This is a genomic window from Tateyamaria sp. syn59, from assembly GCF_007995245.1.
GTDB lineage: Bacteria > Pseudomonadota > Alphaproteobacteria > Rhodobacterales > Rhodobacteraceae > Tateyamaria.
Genome location: NZ_VCBA01000010.1, coordinates 24,852 through 45,392, shown reverse-complemented (window position 1 = coordinate 45,392; position 20,541 = coordinate 24,852). Strand labels below are relative to the sequence as shown.

General features: G+C 59.3%; 16 protein-coding genes. 5 read left to right on the top strand and 11 right to left on the bottom strand.

Annotated features, from left to right (window positions below):
- Positions 1–12: 12 nt before the first annotated feature.
- The 9 genes from FD715_RS17325 to FD715_RS17285 form a co-directional block, all read right to left on the bottom strand.
- Positions 13–579 carry a nuclear transport factor 2 family protein gene (locus FD715_RS17325; RefSeq protein ID WP_147112728.1) on the bottom strand — a complete coding sequence of 189 codons (567 nt, stop codon included), beginning with the start codon at positions 577–579 and terminating at the stop codon, positions 13–15.
- Positions 580–665: 86 nt separating this feature from the next.
- Positions 666–1,553, bottom strand: a complete 888-nt coding sequence (locus FD715_RS17320) for a LysR family transcriptional regulator (protein WP_147112725.1) — start codon at positions 1,551–1,553, stop codon at positions 666–668.
- Between the two features lie 70 nt (positions 1,554–1,623).
- A complete protein-coding gene (locus FD715_RS17315; RefSeq protein ID WP_189799532.1) occupies positions 1,624–2,502 on the bottom strand; it encodes a DMT family transporter in 879 nt (292 codons plus the stop codon).
- Between the two features lie 1,051 nt (positions 2,503–3,553).
- Positions 3,554–4,297, bottom strand: coding sequence for a FadR/GntR family transcriptional regulator (locus FD715_RS17310; RefSeq protein ID WP_147112719.1), 744 nt, complete (start codon positions 4,295–4,297; stop codon positions 3,554–3,556).
- A gap of 22 nt (positions 4,298–4,319) precedes the next feature.
- A complete protein-coding gene (locus FD715_RS17305) occupies positions 4,320–5,207 on the bottom strand; it encodes an ABC transporter permease (RefSeq protein WP_147112717.1) in 888 nt (295 codons plus the stop codon).
- Positions 5,207–6,154: an ABC transporter permease gene (locus FD715_RS17300; RefSeq protein WP_147112714.1), complete on the bottom strand. Its 948-nt coding sequence runs from the start codon at positions 6,152–6,154 to the stop codon at positions 5,207–5,209. Before FD715_RS17300 ends, FD715_RS17305 begins: the two co-directional genes overlap by 1 nt.
- Before the next feature lie 48 nt (positions 6,155–6,202).
- Entirely contained in the window at positions 6,203–7,978 is a 1,776-nt protein-coding gene (locus FD715_RS17295; RefSeq protein WP_147112711.1) for an ABC transporter substrate-binding protein, read from the bottom strand.
- A 30-nt stretch (positions 7,979–8,008) separates the two neighbouring features.
- The gene (locus tag FD715_RS17290) at positions 8,009–9,013 is read right to left on the bottom strand and encodes an ABC transporter ATP-binding protein (RefSeq protein WP_147112708.1); all 1,005 of its coding nucleotides are present in this window, start codon (positions 9,011–9,013) and stop codon (positions 8,009–8,011) included.
- The gene (locus tag FD715_RS17285) at positions 9,013–9,984 is read right to left on the bottom strand and encodes an ABC transporter ATP-binding protein (RefSeq protein WP_223274956.1); all 972 of its coding nucleotides are present in this window, start codon (positions 9,982–9,984) and stop codon (positions 9,013–9,015) included. Before FD715_RS17285 ends, FD715_RS17290 begins: the two co-directional genes overlap by 1 nt.
- A gap of 206 nt (positions 9,985–10,190) precedes the next feature.
- On the opposite strand from FD715_RS17285, the gene FD715_RS17280 reads away from it, so the two are divergent.
- A complete protein-coding gene (locus FD715_RS17280; RefSeq protein ID WP_147112705.1) occupies positions 10,191–10,943 on the top strand; it encodes a DUF1028 domain-containing protein in 753 nt (250 codons plus the stop codon).
- 18 nt (positions 10,944–10,961) lie between these two features.
- Positions 10,962–12,557, top strand: coding sequence for a gamma-glutamyltransferase family protein (locus FD715_RS17275; RefSeq protein ID WP_147112702.1), 1,596 nt, complete (start codon positions 10,962–10,964; stop codon positions 12,555–12,557).
- A 452-nt stretch (positions 12,558–13,009) separates the two neighbouring features.
- On the opposite strand, the gene FD715_RS17270 is transcribed toward FD715_RS17275, so the two are convergent.
- Both FD715_RS17270 and FD715_RS17265 read right to left on the bottom strand, forming a co-directional pair.
- Positions 13,010–15,301 (bottom strand): penicillin acylase family protein, encoded by a 2,292-nt coding sequence (locus tag FD715_RS17270; protein WP_147112700.1) that lies wholly within the window; start codon positions 15,299–15,301, stop codon positions 13,010–13,012.
- 39 nt (positions 15,302–15,340) lie between these two features.
- On the bottom strand, positions 15,341–16,078 hold the full coding sequence (locus tag FD715_RS17265; RefSeq protein WP_255450665.1) for an IclR family transcriptional regulator: 738 nt from the start codon (positions 16,076–16,078) through the stop codon (positions 15,341–15,343).
- A gap of 217 nt (positions 16,079–16,295) precedes the next feature.
- Between FD715_RS17265 and FD715_RS17260 the strand changes: the two genes are divergently transcribed.
- From FD715_RS17260 to FD715_RS17250, 3 genes are all read left to right on the top strand, one after another.
- Positions 16,296–17,810: a M81 family metallopeptidase gene (locus FD715_RS17260; protein ID WP_147112694.1), complete on the top strand. Its 1,515-nt coding sequence runs from the start codon at positions 16,296–16,298 to the stop codon at positions 17,808–17,810.
- Positions 17,811–17,881: 71 nt separating this feature from the next.
- Positions 17,882–19,492, top strand: coding sequence for an ABC transporter substrate-binding protein (locus FD715_RS17255; protein ID WP_147112692.1), 1,611 nt, complete (start codon positions 17,882–17,884; stop codon positions 19,490–19,492).
- 81 nt (positions 19,493–19,573) lie between these two features.
- Complete coding sequence (locus FD715_RS17250) at positions 19,574–20,518, top strand: ABC transporter permease (protein WP_147112689.1); 945 nt, start codon at positions 19,574–19,576, stop codon at positions 20,516–20,518.
- Positions 20,519–20,541: the final 23 nt, after the last annotated feature.

Here is a 20,541-nt window from a genome sequence, read left to right as displayed (position 1 = left end):
CGGTGGCACGGATCAGCGTCCGGGGGTGTCCCGCACAAAGGCGTTGCCGCGTTGGGCGGTGGCTACAAAGCGCATGGCGTCCAGGCGCCACCCGTCTTCGGTGAGGGTGAAGCCGTGTTCATACGTGCCCCAAACCTCCCACAGCGGGTCGCCACCGTTTTCAGGCAGGGCGCCCCGCTCCATTTGGTTCCGGGCGTAGCCGTGGCTGACCATCAGGGCTTCGGCATCACCTTGAAACGTGATGTGGTGGTTGCCTCTCAGATGAAAAGAGGTCTTCTCGTCTGTGAGGTTGCCAGCCCACCCTGCGATCAAGTCGTCAGCGGCGATCGTTGCCGGTGCGCCACCGGTCAGGGACGTAAAATCAACACGGGTCTCATCGGTGAAAAAGCTACGGGCCAGCGTCCAGTTCTTGGCATCGACCGCCGCGTCAGCGGCATCGGCAATGCGGGTCATCTCGGCATAGGCCACAAGCGTTTCGACCGTGATCGGCGTTCCGCCAGCGGAATCAGCCTCGACCGAAGCGCTGGCCACAGTCGCGAAAATGGTTGCGGCGAGTGGCGCAGTGATTGTGTGCGGCATCTTGCATCTCCATCGGTGTGATAGGATGGATATGGTGCTGCTGTTGAATAGTTAAAAAGTCTGATTGGGTATGATGAGTATGCCCCTCAGGCATCTAAAACAAGGACAGCATCGCACAGGCGTTGCGTCAAACCACTCGGCGCGCGCCGCGTCAGGAACAGGAATTCGATGGGAACCGACAGCCCGTCGACCTGGCGGAATTGGACCCGTCTGGGCGGGCGTTGCATGTTCGCGGAATTGACAAAGGCGCAGCCAACACCGGCCGACACGAGGCTGAGTATGGTCGTCTCATCCATCGCTTCCTGCACGACTTGCGTGTCGAACCCGATGTCCCGCAGGGCTCCGAACAAGCGGTCGTGGTAGGCAGGGGCGGCCGCCCGCGGAAAGGCGACGATAGGCAGCCCATCGATATCCTCGAGCGACAGCGGCCCGTCACGCTCGAACACAAGGTCTGTAGATGCGGCCAGAACAATATCATCCTGCCGCAGCCTGTGCACGGCCAGAGCATCCTCGACGATATTGTCCTGTCGGTACACAAATGCAGCGTCCAGTTCGCCCGCAAGCAGTGCGTCGATCTGGTCAACCGAACTCATTGGACGGATGTCGAGGCGGATATTGGGATTTTGCCGCTTGAACCTGTTCAGCGCGCGGGGTGTGTGGCCGGCCCATGATGCGCTTTCCAACAGGCCGATACGAAGTGTGCCAGCCTCCCCCTGAGCAATGCGGCGCGCGGCGTCCGCAGCTTCATCCACCTCGTGCAGAATGGAACGGGCCCGATCCGCGAATGCACGCCCGGCATCGGTGAGGACAACGCGCCGCCCCTCGCGCGACAGAAGGTCGAAGCCCAGCTCGCCTTCAAGATCTCTGATTTGGCGCGACACCGCGGGTTGCGCGATATGCAGACGTTCTGCTGCGTGGCTGATGCCGCCGTAGTCCGCGACAGCCACGAAATAGCGCAGGTGGCGAAGCTCCATGATCCATTCCCCAGTGGCATTACTTGTCTAATTGACTAGCGCATTACGGCATAATTAAAACCCCGCGACATCACCGCCGCATCAACGCGATGACCAGACCGATGCAGGCGACTGCCGCGCCCACGAACTCCAACGTGGTTGGGCGCTCTCCAGTGATCGGCAACCCGGCGATTAGTGTCGTAGCAGGGATCAGCGCAGGGATCAGGGCCGCACGTGCTGCCCCCAGGCGTTCGACGGCCAGCCCGAATGCGACGATGGCGCCGACCCCGTTGAACACCCCGTGGGCCATCGCCTGGAACAGCAGCTCCGCCGGGGACAGCACGCTCAAGCGCGACAAGACATCCCCGAAGACCGCGAACGGCACAACGACCAGGGCAGACAGCACCGACACAACCGCCGCAGCAAGAAGACCGGACACCGCCCACCGCTTGAGAAGCAAGGTGTAGGCGACCCAGAAAAGCCCGGCCATGACGAACATCGCATCGCCGATCAGCACGCGGCCATTCACACCCTGCAGGCCGGGCCCGGCAATGGCCGCGATCCCGGCAAGCAACAGAACCGCACCGACAATGTGGGATCGCGTGAGCCTTTCGCCCAGCCAGAGAGCCGCCAGCCCCATGCCGCCAAGCGCAACGGTCGCGGGCTGGATCACAGCGCCATGCGCGAGGGGCGCGAATTGAAAGCCACCCACATTGAACCAGACAAAGACGGGACCGGCCGCAAGAGCCAGCAGCACAGAACGGCGGATGGTGAGCGGGTGGGATGCCCCTCTCCGCAAGGTCCACCAAAGCACCGGAGCCAGCAAGACGCCCGCGATGCAGAAACGAAGAACCATCATGTCGATAGGGCGCAAGCCGTCCACAGCGCCAACGCGCGACGCAATCAGGAACGACGACCACATCAGTGCTGCAGTCAGGCCAAAAGCAATGCCGGTGGCGTCACGGGACAATCGAAAGGGCAAGGTGTTTAGACCGGTACCGCGTCGCGGATGCCGCGCCCGGACCGGACCGTCAAGAACGGGACACCGTGGACATGACCGCCGCATTGCTGGAAAAGCTGCGGGGCGATGGCTGAGGCGGGCGTCATTGTTCCTCCAAAATGATACTGTCGCTGACGATACTTGATTTGATGGTCGCATTGCTGCGACCGTTTCGCATGTCGCCAGCCGCCGCAAACAGCGACTGCTTTCCGCAAAACTAGGTGCGCTGGACTATGGGTCCACCGACAAGTGAACCCACACCGAAATTACATGCCATCCTCTCCGCATGATCGGGTGGCGAAGCCTCAAACCAACAAGCCGCCGCGCGCTGTTGGCCAGCGACGTTTGAGATTTCCCGAGCAGCGTTCGAAGTATGGCCGACATGAAGTCATTTCCCCCCTTTGTTGTCCCGCTACACGTGGCCGAGAGCGGGGGAGTTGGGATGCAAGGAAAGGGGATTACAGTGAAGCTGTTGCGTGATACCGAGTTGAAGATGGCAGTGATTTGATGTCGGAAGGCCGTGTTGTCGGGATTAGCGTGCAAAATGCTTCTTCTTGTAGAACCGGTTTGGCGGGATGGCCGAGCCTGGCTCACATCTGAAAGCGGACCCGGATCTGGCGATGCCGAAGCGTTGGCTTGGCAAGGCAATTGATCCCAGATTTTCATTGCCCGTTGCGAATGGCCGAGCCTGCGTCGGAGCCGGACGCGATCGAAGCCGAGAGTTGAGGCAAGCCAGCGCAAGCGGTGCCTTCGTCCTCTACCAGCGAGAGCACATAAGGCTAAGGGACGGGTACGCTGGATTGGATTGGCATTTCTAAACCCGGTAAATGCAGATCGTAACGGGATACGGTCGGCACAGAGTTTGGTATCGTGTGGCGACGCTTGGTTTAAGCCTGCATAATGTAGACTTCCAGACTATCCACAATCTGCACTCTTTCGGCAGCGGTGTAGGTCAAGCTCAAAAAACGTCTAGCAGCAGCGAAATCCCTTTTTCCTACTACGTATTGGACCTCGTCAGGATCTATCCCAGTGGGCGCGCTTCGATCAGAGCAGCCTCAGCAGCCTCGGGCAAGCCAAGACTGCCGAGCGCATCCGACATAGCCGTTATCCGTGAGAGCAAATGCATGCGCATCGCCTCCCGAGCGGCATTCGCATCGCCCGCTTCGATGGCCGATACGATTGCCACATGCTGGTCATGGCTTTCTTTCAACGACTGTTTCGAGCGGGCCCGTCGTCGTGCTGTGTGCCAATCCGAACTCGAGCGTGTGTCATCAAGCAGGGAAAAGGCAATCTGAAGGGGACGGTTTGCGGCGCAATGAGCGATATGACGATGCAAAGCTGAGTCCCAAAGCTCTGTCATCTCGTCGTCCTCCACCTCGTAGACATGACGCGCCAGCGTCCACATCCGGGCAACATCTTCAGGGCTTGCACGTGTGGCGCAGAGGGCGGCGATCTCGGGCTCGAGGCAAAGACGGGCTTCCATGACTTCAATCAGGTCCGCACCTTCTCCGATCTCCGCCGCAAGCGCTTCTACTGGTTCAATCGGCGGACCTGCAAACGTGCCCTTGCCCTGACGCCTCCACACCAGCCCTTCTGCCTCTAACGTGCTCAGCACCCGGCGGATCGTGCGGCGCGATGCGCCGGTTTTCTCACTCAACTCCCGTTCCGTGGGCAACCTGCCATCTGGTCCATGCCCCTCTTTGAGGAGGTTCAGCAAATAGGCTCGCAGGTCGAAAACAGTCGGTTCGGTCACTGAAAAACTCACTTAAGGGATTGGCAAGACGGCCTTACACATCCGTATCGCGCACGTCGAGTGCATCTCGCAGAGCGTCCCCGATGAAGTTGATCGAGAGCACCACCAGCATGATCGCAAGACCGGGGAACACGCCCAGCCACCACGCACGTGAGATAAAGCTGCGCCCGTCCGCGAGGATCAGGCCCCATGTCGGGGTGTCGGTGCTGACACCAAGACCGAGAAACGACAGCGTGGCCTCACCAAGGATCGCATAGGAGACAGAGACCGTCGCCAGAACGATAATCGGAGCCATGGCGTTGGGCAGGATATGGCGGACCATAATCCGCAGATGGGAAAAGCCCTGCACGCGCGCCGCATCAATGAACTGCTCCTGCTTGAGCGACAAAACCATCGAGCGGGCAACTCGGGCAAAGTCATCAAGGAACGCCAGCGCTATCGCAACAATCACATTGAGCAGTCCGGTTCCGAATACGGCCACGAGATAAACCGCGATAATGAAGTTTGGAAACGCCCATTGCAGATCGATGTAGCGCATGATGACGCTGTCGATCCAACCGCCAAAGTAGCCCGCAACAACGCCGAGGAGGACACCGAAAAACAGGGCAAGCGAGACTGTTGCAACGCCCACGAAAAGCGAGATCTGCGTGCCGTGGAGGATGCGTGAGAAAAGATCGCGGCCAAGATCGTCAGTGCCGAGCACATTCTCACCGGATGGACCTGCCATCATGTTCAGCGTCATCTCGTTTGGATCATAAGGTGCGATGATTGGAGCAAAGATCGCACCGAAGATGAAAAGACCAAGGACGGTGAGGCCAAACTGCGCCTTTTGATCGCGCGCAAAGACCTGCCGGAAACGCGATTTGCGCTTTTGCGGAGCGGGCGTGTCGTGGCCAGCGGGATCAAGAGTGACATCGCTCATCAGCTATACCGAATGCGAGGGTCGATCACCACATAGAGCAAATCGACGATGAGGTTGGAGAGCACGAAGAAGGCCGAAACAAGCAGAACGGCACCTTGGACGACCGGGTAATCTCGGTTCTGGATACCCTGGATCAATACCCTGCCGAGACCTTTGATCGAGAACACATTCTCGACGACGACCGCACCGGAGATCAGAAGCGCGAAGGCGATGCCAACCACCGTGATCACGGGAATCATGGCGTTCGGCAGAGCGTGGCGCAGCAGCATGACACGGTGTGTTAGGCCCTTGGAGGCGGCGGTGCGCATGTAATCAGCTTGCAGCACTTCGAGCATCGACGAGCGGATCATCCGGGCGATGATCGCCGAGAAACCGGTGCCGATGGCGATGGCTGGCAGGATCAGGTGCTGAAGCCATTCCCAAAACCCTTCGGACATGGGCGCATAACCGATCGCCGGGAGCCATTGCAGGTTTGCGGCAAAGATGATGATGAGCAGGATAGCGAGCCAGAAGTCGGGCATCGACAAGCCAAGAAAAGCGAAAAGTGAAACGCCCACATCGGCGGCGGAGTTCTTTCGGGTCGCCGAAACGATACCTGCCGGGACCGCGATAGCAATGGCGATGATGAAAGATAAAAGCGCAAGCGACAAGGTCTTTGGCAGTGCGGTCATCAGGATATCGGCAACCGGTTGGTTGGACCCGTAAAGCGAAGCGCCGAAATCGCCTTGCAGCACGCCGGTGAACCATCTCCAGAACTGGACAAGCAAGGGCTGATCCAATCCGAGGCGACGAATGAGTGCCTCGCGGGCCTCCGGGCTGCCGCTATCGGCAAGCATCGCGGCGATCGGGTCGCCGGGCACCAGCCGGATCATAAAGAAGACCAGCGTGGCGACAGCGAGCATCACCAGAACTGCTCCGATCAGCCGTCTTATGATGTATGCGATCATGGGAGATAGACGGGCCCCTCATATGAGGCCCGCCCCCTTTTCAAAAGATTACGTGTTCAACGTCATGCCGTCGAAGTCGTGCAAGCCAGGGATACGGCTTTCCGGCGGCACATTCACCTTGTTGGAGTGCACGAGGATATCGACCGGGTGATAGAGGAACCCGCAGGCCACCTTGTCCGAGGTGATCTTGTTGGCCTGTTGGACCAGCGCGCGGCGCTCGTCCGGTTTGGCGGTGACCGCCTGCTGGTCGGAGAGCGCGTCAGCTTCGCTCTCAGAGAAAAAGCCAAAGGGCATATCATCCATGTTCCGGGTTGGGCCGTTGAACTTGGACGCGGTTTGCATCCAGTCGACAAGGCCATCATCGGGGTCATAGTCGCCACCCGAGCCTCCAAGGCGCAGGTCAAACTCCATCTTCTGGAACTCGTCGATGCCGACAGAGAACTCCTTGGGATCGACTTCGACTGTGATGCCCAGAACCTGCTTGTAGATGTTGGCCAGTACAAGGCCTGCACGGCGCGTGTTAGGCGTTGTCTGCAGCTTCAAGGTCGGGAAACCTTCGCCGCCCGGGAAGCCCGCTTCGGCCAGCAATGTCGCCGCACCTTCGGGATCAAATGCCTGCTCAGAAGTCTCGGCGAGACCCTCATCATAGTAGAAGCCCATCGCGGCGTTGATCGAACCATAGGCCGGGATGCCGTTGCCGAAGAGACCTTGCTGGATGAAAAGATCGCGGTTGAGCGCTTTGGCCAACGCGAGGCGGACCTTGAAGCCATTCTCTTGCTTCAACTCGTCGAGCGGCTTGTTGAAGTCGTTCACCTTCATCGGCTCACGCCACGGGTTCATCCAAACCGACTGAAAGCCCGGGCCAGGCGCGATGTCCACAGACAGATCGTCGTTAGACGTGAACCGATCCACCAGCTCGCCCGGGATCGGGTTGCCGCCGATATAGTCGATATCACCTGCTTCAATGGCCGCCGCGAGCGGCTCGGTGCCGTCAACGGGCGTGATGATCACGCGATCCAGCGCGGGACGCTCTGGATCCCAGTAGTTCTCGTTTTTCTCAAGCACCACGCGACCACCAAGCTCATGCTCGGTAATCTTGAACGGACCGGTTCCAACGGGTGTGAGGCCGTATTGCGCAAGGCCCATCTCTTCAAGCGCACCGCGGGAAACAATGGTCATGGCGCGACCCGAGGCGCGCTCCAGCGCCTTCGTCAGGAACGAGGCCTGCGGCTGCTTGAGCGTGAACTTCACTTCGAAATCGTTCATCGCTTCGAGTTCGGCCACATTGCCGATCACGCGAGAATGGCGCGACTTCTCAGGATCAGAAGAGCGGTTGAACGTGAACAACACGTCCTCCGATGTGAACGCATCGCCGTTGTGGAACGTCACACCTTCACGCAGCTTGATCGTGTAGATCAGGCCGTCCTCAGACACTTCCCACGTCTCAGCGAGGTCCCCTTCGGAGACGAGGTTATTGTTGATGTGCATGAGGCCGGAAAGCACATTCGAGGTGATCTGGAACTGCAGAACCTGACCGATTTGTGCAGGGTCGAGCGTGGTAATCTCGGACACGCCAGCCCATGCACAATTGAGCGTTCCACCGGCATGGCCCGCCGCGTAGGCGGGTGCCGAGCGCAGGCCTGGCAGGACCTGCGCTATGCTCAGTGCGCCGCCAGCGGCCAGAAGGCGCAACGTGGCACGCCGCGAAATCTTTGGGCCGCTCATCTCTGCGCGCTTAAGACCAAAAAGCGGATCGCGCGGATCAAAATCATACGCGTCCTTCAGCTCTGTTCGGGCCTTTTTGATCAGGTCGTCTTCTTTCATGTCATCTCTCCCTGTGAGGATTGTTGAAGATCAATTGGTGTGCGCGACTGTGGTTCTAGGTTCGGGGGTGGTTTCCAGTGCAAGACAGGCGGCAGAATGATGCCCGGCCAGCCGAGAAAGCGACGGCACGGTGCTGCGGCACTGGTCCATGGCAATAGGGCAACGCGTGTGGAACACGCAGCCGGAAGGTGGGCTGAGCGGGCTTGGAATTTCACCCGCAAGCGCGACATGTTCTTTGCCCTCTTGGCCCAACGGATCAGGCTCGGGCACAGCGTCGATCAGAGCTTTGGTGTAAGGGTGGCGTGGGTTCGAGAACATCTCTTCAGAGGTGCCCATCTCCATGATCCGGCCCAGATACATGACAGCGAGGCGGTCGCAGAGATGCCGGACAACCGAGAGGTCGTGGCCAATGAAAAGGTAAGTTAGGTCGAACTTCTCACGAAGTTCTTCGAGCAGGTTGATGATTTGCGCCTGGATGGACACGTCAAGGGCGCTTACCGCCTCGTCACAAACGATAAGCTCGGGATCGAGTGCGAGCGCGCGCGCGATCCCGACACGTTGACGTTGCCCACCTGACATTTCGTGCGGGTAGAGGTCGGCGAAGCGCGGGGCGAGACCGCAGATTGACAAGAGTTCGGTCACGCGATCCTTGATGTTGCCGGAGTAACGGTGGACTTGGAGCACCTCGGAGATGATCTGCCCAGACGTCATGCGCGGGTTGAGCGAGGAGAACGGATCTTGAAATATTGCGGCTATGCGCTTGCGGTAGGGCGCAAGCGCTGTTCCGGTGAGATCGCTTATGTTCTTACCATCAAACCAGATTGAACCGGAGGTGGGATCGACTAGACGCAAGACGGTTCGCGCGAGCGTTGTCTTACCGCATCCACTCTCGCCCACAAGCCCGAACGCTTCGCCCTTCTTGAGCGTGAGCGTCACGCTTTCCAACGCTTTGACCGCGCCGACCTGCCGTTGCAGAAGCCCTTTACGTACCGGGAAATGAACGGACAAACCCTCGATCCTCAAGTAGTCTCCCATCACACCGCCTCCTTGGCGCTTTGCGAAAGTGGGAAATGGCAGGCTAAACCGCCCTCGAACTCCGGTGCCTTTGATCTACAGATGGGCTCTGCGTAGGGGCATCGCGGATGGAAGCGGCAGCCGGAAATCTCGGCAAATGGGTCCGCGGGGCTGCCTTGGATCGGTCGAAGCGGAATTGAGCGATCCTGATCGAGCCTTGGCACGGATTGGAGCAAACCTTCCGTATAAGGATGGCGCGGTGCAGCATAGAGATCACGGGCCCGGCCCGCTTCCACGATGCGACCACCATACATCACGTTCACGCGCTGTGCATAGCGGGCCACAATTCCGAGATTGTGGGTAATGAGGATCATCGCCGTGCCATGCTCGCGGCAAATCCGGGACATCAGATCAAGGATCTGAGCTTGGATTGTCACATCGAGCGCCGTGGTCGGTTCGTCTGCAATTATCAACTTAGGATCGGCAGCGAGCGCAATTGCAATCATCACGCGTTGGCGCATGCCCCCTGAGAAATGGTGCGGATACTGTTTGAGCCGGCGCTCAGCATCCGCGACGCCAACCTCCTTGAGCAGATCAATTGCGCGCGTCTTCGCCTGCTTCCGCGTCAGGCCCAGGTTCTCCTCAATGCTCTCCATAATCTGGGAACCAATGTTCCGAACCGGGTTAAGCGAGGTCATCGGCTCCTGAAACACCATCGAGATATCGCGACCTCGGATCTGGCGCATCTGCTCATCGCTTTGCACAAGCAGGTCGTGACCCTCGAACTTGATAGAACCGTGTTTGACCCTCAGCGCGCTGGCCAGCAAACCCATGATCGCAAGTGAGGATACAGACTTGCCGGACCCGCTTTCACCGACAAGCGCGAGGATCTCTCCAGTGGACACCTCATACGAAATACCGCGCACGAGCGGCGTTTCGATGGCATCATGGACGACGGAAACGCTCAAATTGTCGATCTCGAGCAGGGGCACTTTGATAACCTTTGCAGTTGTTGCGTGCTGGCAACGCGAGCTATGCCGTGAACGCTGCCAAGGGAGGATTTTGCGTAACTTTCTGCTTGTCGAAACTGTTAAATGAACCAATTAGAATTTGGTCCAGCCCGATCCAGACATGTGCATGAAATTTGTGCATCTTGAGAATGGAAAAGGTCGGAACACTTGTCCGGAAGGAGACGTGCATGACCTTTTCGATTGTCGCTCGAGACCCTGACAGTGGGGCCTTTGGCATCGCGGTCGCGAGCCGCTTTTTTGCTTGCGGTGCGATGGTTCCCTACGTGTCGAATAACGCTGCATTTGCCAGTCAAGCATTCGTCAATCCGCTTTGGGGCATAGACGGTCTGGCACGTCTTTCCGGCGGCGAGGCGCCTGATATCGTCCTAGCCGATCTTGTCGCGGCGGATGCAGGGCAAGCCATTCGCCAAGCGCATATGATCGGAACCAATGGTCAGATCGCACAGCATACAGGCGCGGCCTGCGTGCCTTGGGCCGGGCATTGCCATAGCGGAAGTGTTTCGATCGCCGGGAATATGCTGACCGGCCCTGACGTGATCGCCGAGATGCTCTCGGCATGGGAGGCAGCAAAAGCATCGACTTTTGCCGAACGTCTACTCACCGCCATGGAAGCGGGCGAAGCCGCAGGAGGAGACAAACGCGGGCGGCAGGCCGCAGCTCTCCTTGTGCATGACGGCCAGCCCTACCCGGCACTCGATCTGCGCGTGGACGACCACGCAACCCCCCTACCCGAACTGCGCCGCCTGCTCACCGTATCCGAGGAACGCTTCGCGCTTTTCCGACCTGCGATGCCGACGCGTGAGAACCCGTCAGGATTGCTCGACCGAAAGCCTCTTGATCTCGCGATTGCGGACAAAGAACGCGAGATGGAACGCAACGGCGTATCGTCCCAGTCCTACGCCACCCAACCATCTTCCTAAGAAAGAACGAGCCTGAACATGACCTTGCGTGCCCATCACCACTACCCATCCCGCCGCTCGCCGGTCGTGGCAGGTAATATGGTCAGCACCTCGCAGCCGCTTGCCGCGCAGGCAGGTCTGTCGATGCTGGCGAAAGGTGGAAACGCTGTAGATGCTGCGCTCGCCGCCGCGATCACTCTCCCGTTGGTCGAGCCGACGGGCAATGGCCTTGGATCAGACGCCTTTTGCATTTTATGGGATGGAACCGAACTTCACGGTCTTAACGCGTCAGGCCGCGCGCCTGCTGCGTGGACGCAGGAGTATTTCAAGGGGCATGACAAAATGCCGTTCCTTGGCTGGGACAGTGTCACGGTTCCGGGCGCGGTATCAGGCTGGGTCGCGCTCTCGGAGAAATTCGGAAAACTTCCATTCGAAGCGTTGTTCGAACGGGCGATCGACTATGCGGAGCGCGGCTTTCCAGTCTCTCCAATTGTCGCAACGCTTTGGAAGCGCGGTGAGCGAAACTTGGCCCATCTCCCAGGCTTTGCAAACCAGTTTATGCCGGAAGGTCGCGCGCCCGCGGCCGGCGAAATCTACCGAAATCCTGACTTCGCAACCACCCTCCGCCTAATTGCGGAAACCAAAGGCAAAGCCTTCTACGAGGGCGAGATCGCCGAAAAGATCGAGGCATTTGCGAAAGAGCATGACGCTGCGATGCGCGTGTCCGACCTTGCGGCAAATAAGGCCGATTGGTGCGGTACGATTCAGCAAAGCTTTGACGATGTGACGCTGCACGAGATTCCACCTAACGGGCAGGGTATCGCTGGTCTGATGGCCCTTGGAATGCTCGATCATACGCCGTTGCGCGATCTTGATGCGGACGACCCACGCGCGCTGCATCTTCAGATCGAAGCGATGAAACTGGCCTTGAAAGACACCGAAGAATATGTCGGCGATCTTGCGCATATGACCCGCGTTACACCCGCCTCGATGCTCGATCCGGGTTACCTTGCCGAACGCGCCGCTCTGATCGACATCACGCAGGCGCAGGATTTTCAGACTGGAACTCCCCCCGCCCGAGGTACCGTATACCTGACAGCCGCAGATGAAAGCGGGATGATGGTCTCGTTTATCCAGTCGAACTATGCGGGATTTGGCTCGGGCATCTGCATTCCTGGGACGGGCATACACCTGCAAAACCGGGGGGCAGGCTTCTCACTAGACCCTTCTAGCCAGAACGCTATAGGTCCAGGCAAGCGGCCTTTCCACACAATAATTCCCGCGTTTTTGACGAAGGGCGATGCGCCTGTGATGAGCTTCGGCGTTATGGGCGGTCCGATGCAGGCGCAAGGGCATCTACAAATGACACTCCGCACGCAGCTTTGGGATCAGGACGTGCAGATGGCTGTGGACGCACCGCGCTGGCGGGTCACAGGTGGTCTTAGCCTTGCTTGCGAAACCACGTTCCCGAAGAATACGTTGCAAGCGCTGAAAGACATTGGCCACGCTTTGAGCGTCGAGGCACCCGACAACGCCTTTGGTTTCGGTGGTGCCCAATTGATTGCGCGCCTCGACAACGGGGCTTACGCAGCAGGTTCCGACCCGCGCAAGGACGGACAAGCCGTCGGCTTTTGAGATCTGCGCCGGAAGCCTGGACCCGCAAAGCGTTTGGGATTGCTCTGGAGCAACACTCGCATCGGACGCGCACTATAAGCTTGTGAGCGGCTTGCATCAGTCGATGCCACAGTTCGAGCGACCACATCGAAAGGGCGCATTCGTTCATAAGTTTAAAATCGGCGCGAACGGTCGGTTCGAAGGGCCGCAGAGCGGCATGTAAGCCATGCGGCAAAGATCTGGGGGAGGGCTACTTAGAAGCTATAGGCTGATTGTAGAAGCAGGCCAACCCGCATTCAATACGGCCAATGTCAGTTTCGGCGATAGCAGGTTTTTAACACTACATTTGCAGTGCGTTCTGGTTTTCCCCTTCCGTTGGAAAACCACGCGTTGTTAGCCTAAAAAAGGTGCACCGATGGTTAGTTTCACGAAAACTGGGAAGGAAGCCCAAAGCGACCCAGTCTTTCGTTTCCTTAAAGCCGCGTGGGGATCAAGGTGATACGGGTTCGCGTGGCCGCTTCGATGGCCTGCAGTGAATATAGCATCGGCACATAACTGCCAGCTGCCCAAAGCGGTGTGAGATCGTCGTAGTGGACCGTCCCTGGCACCCCGGACTGGCCCGGCGCGTTGATCCAGACGCTGTTGTCCCAGGCCCCGACATCGACGACCATCCGAACCGAGGCACCAATACGAACCCTGTACTCTGCTGCATCGTAATGGGCCATCATTGTCGTGGTGCTGCTGCCGCCTGTGGGAAAAGGTCCGACATCGTAAGAGGCGATGGCGTGGTGGAAGTAGCCTTGGTGCAGCGCGTCCCAGCGCCAGGCCGTGGGGTCGCTGCCAAACGATGCGCAAGTGCTGGTCCATGCCGCATCTAGCGTGCCCGAAAGAAAAGTGTCGCGCGCTGCTGCCCTGTCCAAACCGGCCCGTTCGGCAAGTTCAATGTGGTGGCCCTGCAAGACCCGGACCACGGTCGGTATGTTTCCTGGCTGCAACAACTGACGCACTGCGGCATCGGGGACCACACGCTCCAAAAGAGTGGGGCACAGGTGTTCGGTCAGCCAGCGTTCAAAGAGCAACGCGCCCGCGCTGTCGCCCCGCGCAAAGCCATCCCAGCTACGTAACAAATCGCGCGCAGGCATAGGGCTTGTGTCGGGCAGGAGGCTGACCAGCATGCGCGCGCAGGCGGAATAGGTGTCCGTTTGCAACGCGCAGTTGCCAGCGATGTCCTTTGCGCCGCCCGAGGCAATCACATCGGAAATACGGGCGGCGCGTCCATCTTCGAACCACTCAAAGCCGATCGGGCGTGCGGTGTGGTTCCAGTCATTAGGCACGTTCATCTCGTTGGCCGAGAACACGTAGCCCTGCTCCGGGGTATCGAGACATGGCAGGTCCGCCGCAGTCATGTAGCCATTCCATTCGTAGTCTCCGGCACCGCTGACCGGAACCAGGCCACGCCAGCCGTCACGCTGCGGAACGTAGCCGGCGGCTTGCCAACCAATGCCGCCGGTCGTGTCCGCGTAGACCATGTTGACCGTCGGAGCCCCCCAGGTGGCCAAATCCGACTTGAACTGGTTGAGGGTGGTGGCACGCATGGACTTGAGACTGGTCATGTAAGGCGACGTGCCCGGATCAGTAAAAACGGTGCGCACAGCCAGCGCGATACTGCGATCTGTGTCAGTGTATACGACCGGTCCGTGACGCGTGAACTGCAGCGGCAGCGTTTGGTCCGGTGCGCCTTTGACTTGGAATACCTCTTCAATCTGGCGGAACGCTTCGGTGCCACTGCCGTAGTGGTAGGCCGCGGCATCAGGGGTTAGATCGTAGACCATCACGTCTTCCTGATCGGCACAAAAGATCGTCAGGCTGAACGCAGCGGTGCCGTTATGTCCGGCCATTATTCCCGGAGAGGACGGCTCTCCTGCGCCGATCAGATCCATGCCGGGTGCGCTAAGGTGAACCATGTACCGCAGGGATGGTGCTGCATGCGCGCGATGCGGATCGCAGGCCATGATCGCCCGCCCTGTTGACGTCAGTGCGGGGGCGATGGCCCAGTTGTTTGAGCCTTCCATACTGGCCTGCACAGTTTTGTTCGCGTCAACCACACACCACTTGCTTGCGTCGGCCAGTGTGGCGTTCAACCGATCCGGCTGAAAGGTCACGGGCGCTGTCGCGAGTTCATAGACAGCCAAAACATCAGGCGGCAGGCGCTTTTCGCTTCTGGACGCCCATTCCTCCGGCGGAACAGGAGGCGACAATGGCACCCTTAGCAAATCTGTCTCGGGATCAGCCAGCGTCAGCACCTGCGCGCGCGCCAGTTCGGAGGTCGCGTTGCGTGACAGACAATGCGTGCGAATCCGTACGACATCCTCGGGTTGCCAATGCCCCGGACGCATTTGCAGTTCCTCGAATTCGGGCGGCAGCGTCCATGCCCCATCAAGCATCAAGTCAATGCCTGCATTGATCCCTTGGGTGAAGGCGATACAGATCTCTTCTGCATCATCTCCATAAGCGGCCCATTCTGCCTCCATATCTCCGCGATAGAGAAACAGCCGGGCCGCGCGATCCTGCATCAGATAGCCGGGTCCGAAATCAGCAGACAAAAGACCCAGCCCACGCTTGCGCCACAGATCAATCTGCCACAGCCGATCGCGGACTGCGTTCAATCCCTGAACGAAAAAGGCATCTCGCGTGGTTTGCGCGCGAATATGTGCAAGGCCCCATGTGTCGACCGATATGGTTGCGACATCTTTCAGGCCCGGCACTGATAGCTCTTGATCGATCAAAAAACCCCTCGCTGTGATCTAGTATTGGCTGATGGTGCGCGCGGCTGCCTGTCCCGGCGGGACAACGCGGCGGATGTACTCTTCGGGTGACCAATCGGCGAGCGAACCTGCGATATGGATCGCGGCAAGCGGTTCGCCCTTGGCGTTCATGATTGGGAAAGCGGCTGCGATCTCGCCTGACAGGATCTGGTTGGTTGTGAGCGCATACCCATCGGCTCGGGTCTTGGCGATCTTCTCCATCACTTCGTCAACGGATGTGATCGTGCCCGAGGTAAAGGGACGGCGGTCGGACCGCTCGACAATGTCACGCGCGCGCTCCGGCGGCAGACGCGACAACATCGCCCAGCCACCCGAACTGCAAAAGCTCGGGACACTGTGTCCGACCAAAGAGGCATTCAGCGTTTGCCGCGTGGTTTGCAGCCGAACCGCGTATACAACGCGCGGTCCATCGAAGAGCGATAAGTCCACCCGTTCACGCACCGCAGTCCGTAGCTCTTGCAGCACTGGTGTGGCATGACGCACGAGCGGGTCGAGACGAAGGTAATCCAGCGTATGATCCAGAACACGCAGCCCTGGCAAGTAACCGTGCCCGTCCGCATCGCGACGGACATAGCCAAGCGCGCGCAGCGTGTGGACCATGCGCTGTGCTGCGCTGCGGTCGATGCCTGCGCGGGTTGCAAGATCGGACAGGGTCAGGGGTCCGCTGGCGTGGTGAAATGCCGAAAGGATCCCCATCGCTTTTTCGACAGATCGCACAAAAAGAGGGTCGGCACGGTCTTCTGCAGTCAATGCCCGCAGCCCGTGTTCGGCCCGTGTGGTGTTCCTGAAGGTGTCGATCTGTCTTCTCGCGGCGCAGTTGACTGTACGTAAGGTCAGGCCATATTATTTTAAAGCAATGGTGCAGTATTGCATAGCGATATAACTCACCTTCCTTAACTCAGCTGCGCATCAAGCAGATTGACCGGGGACGAAAATGTCGAAACGCGTGGCTTTTGCCGGATTTCTTCATGAAACCAATACATTTGCCCCGACCAAGGCGGTCATGGCCGATTTCGTGCAGGGTGGTGGATACATGCCGCTGGCGCGCGGTTCGGCGCTGATTGAGCAGTCCCGCGGCATCAATCTCGGCATCAGTGGCGCAGTCACATATGCGCAAGCAGCGGGGTGGGATATCGTTCCGATTCTGTGGGCGGGCGCAATTCCGTCCGCCCATGTGTGCCAAAACGCCTACAAAAGCATCACCCGCGAAATAATTTCCGGCATCGCAGCGGCTGGTCCACTCGACGGCGTGTTCATCGACCTGCATGGCGCGATGGTCGCCGAGCACCTCGACGATGGCGAAGGCGCGCTGTTGATGCGCTTGCGCGCGGTGGTGGGACCGGATGTGCCTATTGCCGCAGCGCTCGATCTTCATGGCAACATCACCCAAGAGATGGTGGATGCAGCCGATGTGCTGGTTGGGTTTCGGACCTACCCGCATGTGGACATGGACGCGACAGGGTATCGCGCCGCCGCCCAGCTGCAGGCGGTCATGGCGCGCGGCAAGCCCTACGCCAAGGCGTTTCGTCGACTGCCATTTCTGGTGCCGATTGCATGGCAGACCACGCGCTCTGCTCCGGGCAAGGACATCTATGAGTTTGTTGCTGATCTGGAAGACGGCGCAGTTGCCAGCACCTCGTTCTTTTTTGGCTTTCCGGCAGCGGATTTTCCAGGCTGCGGGCCGACCGTGATCTGCTATGGCGAAACCCAGGCCGATGCGGCTGCGGCAGCCGACCGGATCGAACGCGCTGTACTGGACGCGGAAAGCGCGCTTGTTGGAACAAGTTATGAACCGGATGCGGGTGTCATCGAAGCGATGCGCATCGCCCAAAACGCGACACGCCCGGTCGTGATTGCCGACACACAGGACAACCCCGGTGCAGGCGGTGATTCCAACACCACCGGCATGTTGCGTGCCCTGGTGACGCAGGGCGCCAAGCGTGCCGCACTCGGCAATATGGTCGATCCCAATGCGGCAGCCGCAGCGCATCGCGCGGGCGTCGGTGCGCAGATTGACATCGCGCTGGGTGGTTTTTCCAACGTCCAAGGCGACGCGCCCTTTCAGGCGACCTTTACCGTCGAAACCCTTTCGGATGGAAAGCTGGTGGCCAGCGGGCCATTTTACGGCGGCGCACAACTTGATCTTGGGCCATCTGCCTGTCTGCGCATCGATGACGTGCGCATCGTCGTGACAAGCAACAAGGCACAGATGGCTGATCGCGAGATGTACCGCTTTGTCGGGATCAAGCCCGAGCAGCAGGCGATCCTTGTCAACAAAAGCTCCGTGCATTTTCGGGCTGATTTCGACCCTATCGCAGAGACAATCCTGACCTGCCTGGCCCCCGGTCCGATGCCGGTCAGCCCCGCCAGCCTGCCCTTCACCAACCTGACGCCCGGGATCCGCATGGAACCTCTGGGCGCTGCGTTCCAACCGAAGGATGCCGCCTGACGACAGATTAATCCGCGCCCAAAAGAACCTGCGAAGTTCGGCGTATCTTAAGCAACCAACGGGAGTATACGATGAACGATACAATACAATTCGAACGAAAGCCCGCAGGCATGCTGCGCGCGTCGCTGTTCAGTGCCGCGTTGGCCGGGTTTGCAGTGGTGGCAGGTGCCGTCGATGCGCAAACCCTGCGCGCGGTCAAACACTCGGACTTGCGCGTGTTGGATCCGATCCTGACGACCGCCTACATGAGCCGGAACCACGGCTACATGATATTTGACACGCTCTATGCGCTCGACAGTGATCTGGTGCCGCAGCCGCAGATGGTTGACAGCCATACAGTGTCGGATGACGGCCTTGTCTACACATTTACCCTGCGCGATGGTCTGGCCTTTCACGACGGGGCAACTGTGACAGGCGCGGACGTTGCGGCGTCCATCGCGCGCTGGGGCGAGCGGGACGGCATGGGCCAGGTGTTGATGTCTTTCGTCGACAGCATGAGCCAGGGTGCGTCGGCCAATGAGTTTGTGATCAACCTCAAGGAGCCTTACGGTCTGGTGATCGACAGTCTCGCCAAGCCATCGTCCAACGTGCCGTTCATCATGCCGCAACGGCTGGCCGAAACCCCATCGACCGAGCCGATCCCCGAACAGATCGGATCCGGACCGTTCAAATGGGTCGCGGACGAGTACCAGCCGGGTGTCATCGCGGTTTATGAGAAGAACGAGGACTACGTTCCACGGTCCGAACCAGCAAGCTGGGCAGCGGGCGGCAAGGTCGTAAATGTCGACCGAGTGGAATGGGTCGTAATGCCCGACGATCAGACAGCGCTGAACGCTTTGCAGGCTGGCGAGATCGACTATTGGGAAAGCCCGCCATCGGATCTGCTGCCGATCCTCGATGCAAACCCGGAAGTGACGGTCAAAAATCTCAACGCGCTGGGCATGCAGACGATCATGCGGCCCAACACGCTGAATGCGCCCATGGATGACGTGCGCATCCGTCAGGCCGCCATCGCATCCGTGAACCAGAAGGATGTGCTCGACGCGCTAGTCGGCAACCCGGAGCTTTACTCGCTCTGTGGTGCGATGTTCGTCTGCAATACGCCATTGGCCACAGACGTCGGTTCTGAGACGCTGATCAAGGGCAACGGCATGGACAAGGCCAAAGCCCTTCTGGAAGAAGCCGGGTATGACGGCACGCCTATCGTGATCATGCACCCGACGGACGTGGGCACGCTGCGCACGCAGCCGGTTGTTGTGGCGCAAGCGATGCGTGACGCGGGCTTTGTCGTCGATCTGCAGGCGATGGATTGGCAAACCCTGGTGGGCAAGCGTGCAAGCCAAGCCTCAATCGAAGATGGCGGTTGGCACATGTTCATGACCAACTGGGTGGGTGCTGACGTCTTCAACCCCTTGGTCAACAACATGGTCAACGGCAAGGGCCCTGACGGTGGCTGGTTCGGCTGGCCGGATGTGCCCAAGCTGGAAGAACTGCGCACCTCATATGCCACCGCACCAACACTTGAGCAGCAGCAAGAGCTGGCAGCAGAAATCCAGAAAATCGCATTCGAGGAAGCGGTCTATGCGCCGATTGGCCAGTACTTCGTGCCGACCGCCTGGTCGACCAGCATCGAAGGCGTGCTGGACTCGCCCGCGCCGTTGTTCTGGAACATCAGCAAGTAAAAACTGACACATGTCAGCCCCCCGCCACCCGCGGTGGGGCTGACCGCTTTTCCCTTTTCGAAGACGAAGGAGGTCTGGCAGATGGTTGGCTATATCGTACAGCGCATTCTTGCCGCGATCCCCGTGATGGGCTTTGTCGCGCTGTTTGTGTTCCTCCTTTTGCGCCTTACGCCCGGCGATCCAGCGGCGATCCTCGCTGGTGATACGGCGACGCCCGAACAGCTCGAGGCGATCCGCGAGTCGCTCGGGTTGAATGATCCGATCTTCACACAGTTCTTCCGGTGGGTGGGGCAGCTGCTCCAGGGTGACTTTGGCACGTCCATCCTGTCGGGCAAGCCGGTGATCGAACTCATCGGGGACCGGATGGAGCCCACTATCAGCCTCGCCCTCACCACGATCATCCTGTCGGTCACCATTGCAGTTCCCCTAGGCGTGATTGCCGCTTGGAAACAGGGCACGCTGATCGACCGGTTCGTGATGCTGCTGTCGGTCCTTGGATTTTCCGTGCCCGTTTTTGTCATCGGCTACCTGATGATCTCGCTGTTCTCGATGGAACTGAAGTGGTTCCCCGTTCAGGGCTTTCGTCCTATCGGTGACGGCGTTGGCGACTTCCTGCACCGCATCGCGCTGCCCACTTTTACGCTTACGCTGCTATACATTGCGCTCATTGCGCGGATCACCCGCACCTCCATGCTGGAAATTCTGGGCGATGATTATGTCCGCACCGCGCGGGCTAAGGGCCTGCCGGAAAGCCGGGTGCTGATGCGCCACGCGCTGCGCAACTGTTCGGTGCCCATCATCACCGTGATCGGCATCGGTTTTGCGCTGATCATTTCGGGCGTTGTCGTGACGGAATCGGTGTTCAACTTGCCCGGCTTGGGCCGACTGACCGTCGACGCCGTGCTCAGCCGCGACTACCCCGTGATCCAGGCCGTCATCCTGCTGGCGTCGCTGATCTATGTGGTGATCAACCTGCTGATCGACATCGCGTACGTGCTGCTTGATCCAAGGATACGTTACGCATGAGTGATCAAACCGCCACCATTGCC

What these genes read in the sequence shown, in the direction of transcription:
- FD715_RS17320 (WP_147112725.1), bottom strand. Translation starts at nt 1,553, where the DNA reads ATGGAGCTTCGCCACCTGCGCTATTTCGTGGCTGTCGCGGACTACGGC.
- FD715_RS17305 (WP_147112717.1), bottom strand. Translation starts at nt 5,207, where the DNA reads ATGAGCGATGTCACTCTTGATCCCGCTGGCCACGACACGCCCGCTCCG.
- FD715_RS17325 (WP_147112728.1), bottom strand. Translation starts at nt 579, where the DNA reads ATGCCGCACACAATCACTGCGCCACTCGCCGCAACCATTTTCGCGACT.
- FD715_RS17255 (WP_147112692.1), top strand. Translation starts at nt 17,882, where the DNA reads ATGAACGATACAATACAATTCGAACGAAAGCCCGCAGGCATGCTGCGC.
- FD715_RS17290 (WP_147112708.1), bottom strand. Translation starts at nt 9,013, where the DNA reads ATGGGAGACTACTTGAGGATCGAGGGTTTGTCCGTTCATTTCCCGGTA.
- FD715_RS17300 (WP_147112714.1), bottom strand. Translation starts at nt 6,154, where the DNA reads ATGATCGCATACATCATAAGACGGCTGATCGGAGCAGTTCTGGTGATG.
- FD715_RS17280 (WP_147112705.1), top strand. Translation starts at nt 10,191, where the DNA reads ATGACCTTTTCGATTGTCGCTCGAGACCCTGACAGTGGGGCCTTTGGC.
- FD715_RS17295 (WP_147112711.1), bottom strand. Translation starts at nt 7,978, where the DNA reads ATGAAAGAAGACGACCTGATCAAAAAGGCCCGAACAGAGCTGAAGGAC.
- FD715_RS17275 (WP_147112702.1), top strand. Translation starts at nt 10,962, where the DNA reads ATGACCTTGCGTGCCCATCACCACTACCCATCCCGCCGCTCGCCGGTC.
- FD715_RS17260 (WP_147112694.1), top strand. Translation starts at nt 16,296, where the DNA reads ATGTCGAAACGCGTGGCTTTTGCCGGATTTCTTCATGAAACCAATACA.
- FD715_RS17250 (WP_147112689.1), top strand. Translation starts at nt 19,574, where the DNA reads ATGGTTGGCTATATCGTACAGCGCATTCTTGCCGCGATCCCCGTGATG.